This is a genomic window from Novosphingobium sp. B-7 (genome assembly GCF_000410615.1).
Lineage (GTDB): Bacteria > Pseudomonadota > Alphaproteobacteria > Sphingomonadales > Sphingomonadaceae > Novosphingobium > Novosphingobium capsulatum.
Genome location: NZ_KE148504.1, coordinates 30,400 through 37,776 on the forward strand (window position 1 = coordinate 30,400; position 7,377 = coordinate 37,776).

The 7,377-nt window shown below is 64.5% G+C and carries 6 protein-coding genes; 4 read left to right on the forward strand and 2 right to left on the reverse strand.

Going from position 1 to position 7,377, the window contains the following annotated elements:
• The first annotated feature begins 145 nt into the window (after window positions 1–145).
• Window positions 146–1,441 carry an MFS transporter gene (locus H926_RS0122735; protein ID WP_028658393.1) on the forward strand — a complete coding sequence of 432 codons (1,296 nt, stop codon included), beginning with the start codon at window positions 146–148 and terminating at the stop codon, window positions 1,439–1,441.
• On the opposite strand, the gene H926_RS30020 is transcribed toward H926_RS0122735, so the two are convergent.
• Window positions 1,407–2,324, reverse strand: coding sequence for a LysR family transcriptional regulator (locus H926_RS30020; RefSeq protein ID WP_022678292.1), 918 nt, complete (start codon window positions 2,322–2,324; stop codon window positions 1,407–1,409). The genes H926_RS0122735 and H926_RS30020 overlap by 35 nt on opposite strands.
• Before the next feature lie 100 nt (window positions 2,325–2,424).
• Between H926_RS30020 and H926_RS0122745 the strand changes: the two genes are divergently transcribed.
• Window positions 2,425–3,537 carry an S-(hydroxymethyl)glutathione dehydrogenase/class III alcohol dehydrogenase gene (locus H926_RS0122745; protein WP_022678293.1) on the forward strand — a complete coding sequence of 371 codons (1,113 nt, stop codon included), beginning with the start codon at window positions 2,425–2,427 and terminating at the stop codon, window positions 3,535–3,537.
• An 83-nt stretch (window positions 3,538–3,620) separates the two neighbouring features.
• On the opposite strand, the gene H926_RS0122750 is transcribed toward H926_RS0122745, so the two are convergent.
• Window positions 3,621–5,948 carry a TonB-dependent receptor gene (locus H926_RS0122750; RefSeq protein WP_022678294.1) on the reverse strand — a complete coding sequence of 776 codons (2,328 nt, stop codon included), beginning with the start codon at window positions 5,946–5,948 and terminating at the stop codon, window positions 3,621–3,623.
• A gap of 109 nt (window positions 5,949–6,057) precedes the next feature.
• Here H926_RS0122750 and H926_RS0122755 point away from each other — a divergent pair, with 109 nt between their 5' ends.
• Both H926_RS0122755 and H926_RS31260 read left to right on the forward strand, forming a co-directional pair.
• Window positions 6,058–6,990, forward strand: coding sequence for a LysR family transcriptional regulator (locus H926_RS0122755; RefSeq protein ID WP_022678295.1), 933 nt, complete (start codon window positions 6,058–6,060; stop codon window positions 6,988–6,990).
• A 43-nt stretch (window positions 6,991–7,033) separates the two neighbouring features.
• The coding region (locus H926_RS31260) for a hypothetical protein (RefSeq protein WP_022678296.1) at window positions 7,034–7,377 on the forward strand (344 nt) is incomplete at its 3' end.

The following is a 7,377-nucleotide window of genomic DNA, read 5'->3' on the forward strand; positions in this document are numbered from 1 at the left end:
CCCGTATCGCCCCCGCCGCTGCTCCGTGCTCGCGGCCTGCATAGGGCCTTTGCATCTGAGATCGCAAGGGCATTGTGGTTGCGGAGACAGGCCAGGCAGCTAAAGCGGGAAGGCAACCTGATCGTATCACGGGAGAATGTGGGCCATGGCCAGCCATGCAGACCGGGGCGAAGCTGCCGCCATCACCGATGCGCAGCGCCTGCGCGCGATCCTGGCCGGGTCGGCCGGCAACCTGATCGAATGGTACGATTTCTATATCTACGCCTTTACCGCGCTCTATTTTTCGGCGGAATTTTTCCCGGAAAGCAACGCCCTGGTTCAGGTCATGGCGACCAGTGGCATCTTTGCGGTGGGCTTTCTGCTGCGCCCGATCGGCGGTTGGTATTTCGGCCGCTTTGCCGATCGCCACGGGCGGCAACGGGCCATGGTCGTCTCGGTGCTGATGATGGGGCTGGGCGCCCTGCTGATCGCGGCGCTACCGACCTATCGCCAGGTGGGGATTGCCGCGCCCGCGCTGCTGCTCCTGGGACGGATGCTCCAGGGCTTTTCCACCGGTGGGCAATATGGCACCGCAGCCACTTACCTTAGCGAGATCGCCGGGCGCGGGCGGCGCGGGTTCTGGGCCTCGTTCCAGTATGTCACGCTGATTGGCGGGCAACTGCTGGCCACGCTGGTGATCCTGGCCTTGCAACACCTGTTGGGCGAGGGAGCGATGAAAGCCTATGGCTGGCGCATTGGCTTTGTCATCGGCGCGGGCGGTGCGGCGCTGATCCTGTGGCTGTCGCGGCACATGCACGAAACCGGGCAGGCCGCGCAAGGGCGGGCCGGTGCCGGCACCCTGCGCGAACTGTTCGCCCATCACACCCGCCCGTTCCTGCTGGTCATGGCGCTCACGGCCGGGGGCAGCCTGTCGTTTTATACCTTCACCACCTATATGCAGAAATACCTCGTCCTGACCGTGGGCATGACCAAGCCCGACGCAACCTTGCTGATGACGGTAGTGCTGGTGGCGTTCATGCTGATCCAGCCGGTAATGGGCGCGCTGTCAGACCGGATCGGCCGCCGCTCCAACATCGTGCTGTTTGCTGCGCTCGCCATGCTGCTGACCGTACCGATCTTCACCGCGCTGGCGGCAAGCCGCAGCGTGTGGGTGGCCGGGCTGCTGGTCATGGCCGGCCTCGTGATCAACAGTTTCTACACCTCGGTCAGCGGGCTGTTCAAGGCAGAGCTGTTTCCCGTCCATGTTCGCGCGCTGGGCGTGGGCCTCGCCTATGGCGTAGGCAACGCACTGTTTGGTGGCACGGCGGAAAACGTGGCGCTCGGCTTCAAGCAGATCGGCCATGAAAGCGGGTTCTATTGGTATGTTACCGTGCTGGCCGCAGTTGCCTTGGTCGCGGGCCTGATGCTCAAGGACACGCGCCGGGATGATCCGCTGGCGTAAGGCCACGCGCCATCGCGGCAGGCAGTTCGGCCGCCAGAAGCGCAATGAAATCGGTGACCTTGCGCGGCACCAGGCGGCGGCGTGGGTGCATGGCCCAGACGGCTTCCTCGGTGGCGCGGAACGCCTCCAGCACGGGCTCCAGCCGCCCTTGGGTCAAGGCAGCCGCCGCATAGAAATCCGGCACCTGGCAGATGCCCAGCCCGGCCACCGCCGCCGCCGTCACCGCCGGGCCATTGTTGCAGCGCCAGCGGCCCTGCGGCTGATAGGTCGTTTCCGCGCGATGACGGCGGAAATGCCAGACATCGGCCGATCCGACCAGGCAGTCGTGGTGATCCAGTTCTTCGATCTCGGCCGGGCGGCCGCGCTGCGCGAGATAGGCAGGCGCGGCGCAGGTCACCAGGTTGCGCCCACCCAGGTGATGGGCCGCCAAGCGCAGATCGCCCTGCGGCCCGGTGCGGATCGCCACATCAAACCCTTCGGCGACGATATCGACCACGCGGTTGCTGAAATCGAGCGTCACGTCGAGCGAGGGGTTGGCCATGGCGTGGCGCAGCGCCAGCGGGGCGATGAAGTATTCCCCCAGTGCCGTGGGGCAGGTGATGCGCAACGATCCGCGCAGACCGGTATCGCCGCTGGCCACGGCCAGCGCTGCATCGCGCTCGTCGATGATGCGCCGCGCGCGCTCGGTCAGTTCGCGCCCGGCCGCCGTCAGCGAGACCTGGCGCGTCGTGCGGTGCAGCAGGGTGGTTCCAGTGCGGTGTTCCAACTGGGCAATCGCCCGGCTAACGTGCGAGGTGGAACGCCGCAGCTTGCGCGCGGCGGCCGCGAAAGTGCCGTTTTCGGCAATCGCGACAAGTTCTTCCAGCCCATCCCAGTCCGACATGGCATTATCCCAAGTAAGCAACGAACTTTTGCGCAAATGCGCTCTTTGTGCCTGCCATGCAATGATGTAGGCCACTGCGATCGATAAGGAGGATACCTTCATGAAGACCCGTGCCGCCGTGGCCTTTGAGGCCAAGAAACCGCTTGAGATCGTTGAACTCGATCTCGAAGGCCCCAAGGCGGGCGAGGTGCTGGTGGAAATCATGGCCACTGGCGTGTGCCACACCGACGCCTACACGCTCGACGGGTTGGACAGCGAAGGCATCTTCCCGTCGGTGCTGGGCCATGAAGGCGCCGGCATCGTGCGCGAGGTTGGCCCCGGCGTCACCAGCGTGAAGCCCGGCGATCACGTGATCCCGCTCTACACGCCGGAATGCCGCCAGTGCAAAAGCTGCCTTTCGGGCAAGACCAACCTGTGCACCGCGATCCGCGCCACGCAGGGCAAGGGCCTGATGCCCGATGGCACCACGCGCTTTTCCTACAAGGGCCAGCCGATCTATCACTACATGGGCTGCTCCACGTTCTCCAACTTCACCGTGCTGCCCGAAATCGCGGTGGCCAAGATCCGCGAAGACGCCCCGTTCCAGACCAGCTGCTACATCGGCTGCGGCGTGACCACGGGTGTGGGCGCGGTGGTCAACACTGCCAAGGTCCAGGTGGGTGACAATGTCGTGGTGTTCGGCTTGGGCGGCATCGGTCTCAACGTGATCCAGGGCGCGCGCCTGGCTGGCGCGGGCAAGATCATCGGCGTCGACCTCAATCCCGAGCGTGAGGAATGGGGCCGCCGCTTCGGCATGACCGACTTCCTCAATTCCAAGGGCCTGAGCCGCGAGGAAACCGTGGCCAAGGTCGTGGAAATGACCGATGGCGGCGCGGATTACACGTTTGACGCCACCGGCAACACCGAAGTGATGCGCCCCGCGCTGGAAGCCTGCCATCGTGGCTGGGGCACCAGCATCATCATCGGCGTGGCCGAAGCCGGCAAGGAAATCGCCACCCGTCCGTTCCAGCTGGTCACCGGCCGCAACTGGCGCGGCACGGCGTTCGGCGGCGCCAAGGGCCGCACCGACGTGCCCAAGATCGTTGACTGGTACATGCAGGGCAAGATCGAGATCGATCCGATGATCACCCACGTCATGGGCCTGGAAGAGATCAACACCGCGTTCGACCTGATGCACGCCGGCAAGTCGATCCGCAGCGTCATCGTGTTCTGATCACGGGCTTGATGCCGCAATAAAAAAGGGGCCGGCCCATATGGGCACGGCCCCTTTTTCATAGCAGCGCGGTGGACGGCAGCCTAGAACTTGAGCGTTCCGCGCACGCCATAGGTGCGCGGCGGGCGCATCTGGTTGTAGATCACGCCGGGCTTGCCGGGGCTTTGCGTGGAATTGGCAAAGACCAGCGCGTTTTCCAGGTTGTTGACAAAGCCGGTGATCGCCAGCGAACCGGGCGCATTTTCCCAGGTCAGCCGCGCGTTCGACATCATGTAGGCGCCCTGGCGGCCCAGATCGAGATAGTCGATCGAAAGATAGCGCGAGCTTTCCACGCGGGTGTCAACCGCCGCGATGATCCGGCCGGCGCTGCCGATGTCGAATGTATGGTCATACCCTGCATTGACCACCCAGCGCGGCGCATTGACCAGCGACTTGCCCGAGCAATCGACGTTGTAGATGCGCGCCGCCGCACTCGCGCCCATCAGTGTCGTGGGCGTGATCGCGCAGCCCACCACGGGCGCGGGCCCAGTGGTGGAGTAGGCCTTGTACTGCAGGCTGTCGTACGTGGCGTGCAGGTATTGCACGTTCAGCGAGAACAGGTCGTTGCGCGTGGGTTGCCACAGCACTTCGGCTTCTGCGCCATAGAGCTTGGCCGCGCCCGCATTTTCCGTGGCAAAGACCGGGCCATAGATCGCGCCGGCCGGCGTTGCCGCCACCTGCACGGGCGCAAGATGAGAAATCTGCTGGTCGCGATAGTCCCAGTAGAAGCCTTCGACGTTGACCTGCAGCGTATTGGCAAAGAAGCGGTTCTTGGTGCCGATGGTATAGGCCGTCAGCCGTTCAGGGCGCGAATAGTTCTGCCCCAGCGCGGAAAACAGGATGCCCGATTTGAAGCCGGTGGACACGGTTGCATAGAGCAGCGAATGCGGCCCGGCGTCGAACTCCATGCCGGCCTTCCACGTCACCTTGCTGAAATTCACATCGGTGGTGGCGTTGGTCGCCAGGTCGAGGACGATCGGCGTGAAGTTGGGATAGGCCGGGGGCACGAACCCGACGAAGGGATAGGTGTGCGCTTCGGTCTGCTGCGTCTTGGTATCGTGGGTATAGCGCAGGCCGCCGGTCAGCCGCCAACGCGGGGTCAGTGAATAAGTCGCCTCGCCAAACACGGCATAGCTGTCCGTACCCAGGTTGGAATTGATCCGCGTGCCGTTGTTGCCCTGGTCGAAGAACTGCTTCGCCTTGACGCTTTCGGTGAAATAATAGCTGCCCAGCACCCACTTGAGCTGCGCATTCTGGTTGCCCAGACGCGCTTCGAGCGACATCTGGTCAGACTTTTCCGTCACGTCGATCAGGAAGCTGGACGAGTAGTTGACAAAGTCGAGGTCAGTGCGCCGCCACGCCGGAATGACCGTGAGCTTGGCAAAGCCCAGATCGGCATTCACCGTGACCAGCGCGCCGTAATACTTGTTGTTCTGATAGCCATCGCCGCGCGCGATGATCTGCGGCACGGGCGCGGTGGGCGCGCGTGACAGGTATTCAGCGAGGACACGCGGATCGCTGGGGCCAAGGCGGTCTTTGCCCGCCAGCAGCGGCATGATCGTGCCGCCCAGGCCCTTGCCGCCAACATCGCCATAATCGACCATCAGGTTGGCGTTGAAGCCGTCGCCGGTGTCAAAGCGCAGTTGCCCGCGCACGGCGGTCGTGTCCTCGTCGTCATAGCCGTCGCTGTAATAGCCGTCATGCTGGGCATGCTGGGCCGAAATGCGCAGGGCTGCCTGGCTGCCGAGCGGCAGGTTGATCGCGCCCGATGCCTTGATCGCGTTGTAATTGCCGTATTCCCCGGTGACGAAGCCGGATGCCTCGCCCAGCTTGGGCTTTACCGTGATCAGGTTGACCGCGCCGCCCGTGGCATTGCGGCCATAGAGCGTGCCCTGTGGCCCCTTGAGCACTTCCATCCGCTCAAGATCATAGAACAGCGCCGCCGGGGCAGCGGGGCGCGACAGGTAGACGCCGTCGAGGTTGAACGCCACGCCCTGTTCGGCAAAGGCATTCGCCCCGAACGTGCCGATCCCGCGCAGATAGATCTGGGTGAACGAGGCCGCCGGCGCTACCTGCAGTGCCGGGACCAGGCGGGTCAGGTCATCGGCCCGCGTCACGCTCTGCGTGGTCAGTACGTCACCGGCCACGGCGCTGACCGGAATGGCCGCGCGCTGAAGGTTTTCGGTGCGGCGCTGGGCGGTCACCACGATTTCGGCAAGGCCAGCCTGCGGTTGTTCCGGCGCGGCGGCAGCAGGTGCCTGCTGGGCTGGTCCATCTGGCGATTGGGCCGATGCGGCATGGGCAGCGGCCGGCATGGCAAGCGCTGCGGCCAGGGCCACGATCGATACCGCGGGGCGAATGTCGAAGTGCAAGATGCCTCTCCCTCTTGTGCTTTTTATGGGCGCAAGCATCGCCACCGCCTTGTCATAATGGAAATGATTTGTTTTTATCGGTTTCGATTTGTCAGAATTATGGTGTGCAATGCGCTTCAAGGGACTCGATCTCAATCTGCTGGTTTGTCTCGATGCGCTGCTCGATCTGCGCAACGTCACGCGCGCCGCCGAGCATCTCAGCCTCAGCCAGCCGGCGATCAGCGCGGCGCTGTCCCGGCTGCGCACGTTCTTCGCCGATCCGCTGCTGGTGCAGAACGGCAAGCGCATGATGCCCACGCCATTTGCCCTGCGCCTGCAGCCGGCCATCCGCGCCATCCTCAACGATGTCGATGGCCTGGTCGGCAGTTCGCCACATTTCGATCCGGCCACCAGCACGCGCGATTTCCGCATCTGCCTGTCAGACTATCTAGCCAGCGTTTTGCTGGCGCCGCTGCTGCCGCATCTGGCGCGGGTGGCGCCGGGCGTGGGGATCGACGTGATCCCGCTGAGCGACGATGCCACGCAGCGGCTCGATCGGGGCGAGATCGACCTGCTGCTGACACCGGAAAGCTATGTCAGCGACGAACATCCCGCCGAACTGCTGTTTGAAGAACACCACGTGGTGGTCGGCTGGCGTGACAATCCGGTCATGGCCAAGCCGATCGATGTGGAAGCGTTCGTGGCCGCCGGGCATGTGGCGGTGGAGATCGGGCGGTTCAACCGCGTGTCCTTTGCCGAAAGCTATATGCGCGCCCAGGGCATCACGCGGCGGGTGGAAGTGCGGGTTTCCGGCTTTACCATCATTCCCGAACTGCTGGTGGGCACCACGCGCCTGGCGGTGATGCATGCGCGCCTGGCGGCCAAGGCGGCCCGGCATTGGCCCGTGGCCGTTTCACCACTGCCCTTTGCCATGCCGCCCATGCTGGAAATGGCACAGTTCCACCGGGCCCGCGCCGAAGACGCCGGCCTGCGCTGGCTGATCGATGCATTTCATGATGTGGTTCGCTGCGAAGGGGATGGACCGGCCACCGCGTTGCTGTAACACGGGCCGCATAGGAATGCGTGCCTGGGGGAGAGAAGCGCAGATGACCAATGCAGACCTGCATATCCGCCGCGAAACGGCGATCAGCATGGTGATCAATACCGTGCTGAGCGGTGTATTTTTCCTTGCCGTATTCGGACTGCACGGGCCGGTGCCGATCTGGGGCATGGGCCACTACGTCTTCGATTTCGGGCCGCAGGCCTTTGCCGTGGCGTTCATGAGCACGCTGGTGCCCGGTGCCCTGTCGCGCAAGGCCCTGCGCGCCGGCCGCGTGGCCTCGCGCCCCAGCGCGCTGCGCCTGCCGGGCAACCTGCTGTTGCGCGGGCTGATCCTCGCGGTGCCTTCGGCCATGCTGGCATTGGCTGGGGGCGCCGCCGGGGGCCTTTC

Bases quoted from the DNA above. Each gene is read 5' to 3' on its own strand.
- H926_RS0122755 (WP_022678295.1), top strand. From the start codon at position 6,058: ATGCGCTTCAAGGGACTCGATCTCAATCTGCTGGTTTGTCTCGATGCG.
- H926_RS0122745 (WP_022678293.1), top strand. From the start codon at position 2,425: ATGAAGACCCGTGCCGCCGTGGCCTTTGAGGCCAAGAAACCGCTTGAG.
- H926_RS0122735 (WP_028658393.1), top strand. From the start codon at position 146: ATGGCCAGCCATGCAGACCGGGGCGAAGCTGCCGCCATCACCGATGCG.
- H926_RS30020 (WP_022678292.1), bottom strand. From the start codon at position 2,324: ATGTCGGACTGGGATGGGCTGGAAGAACTTGTCGCGATTGCCGAAAAC.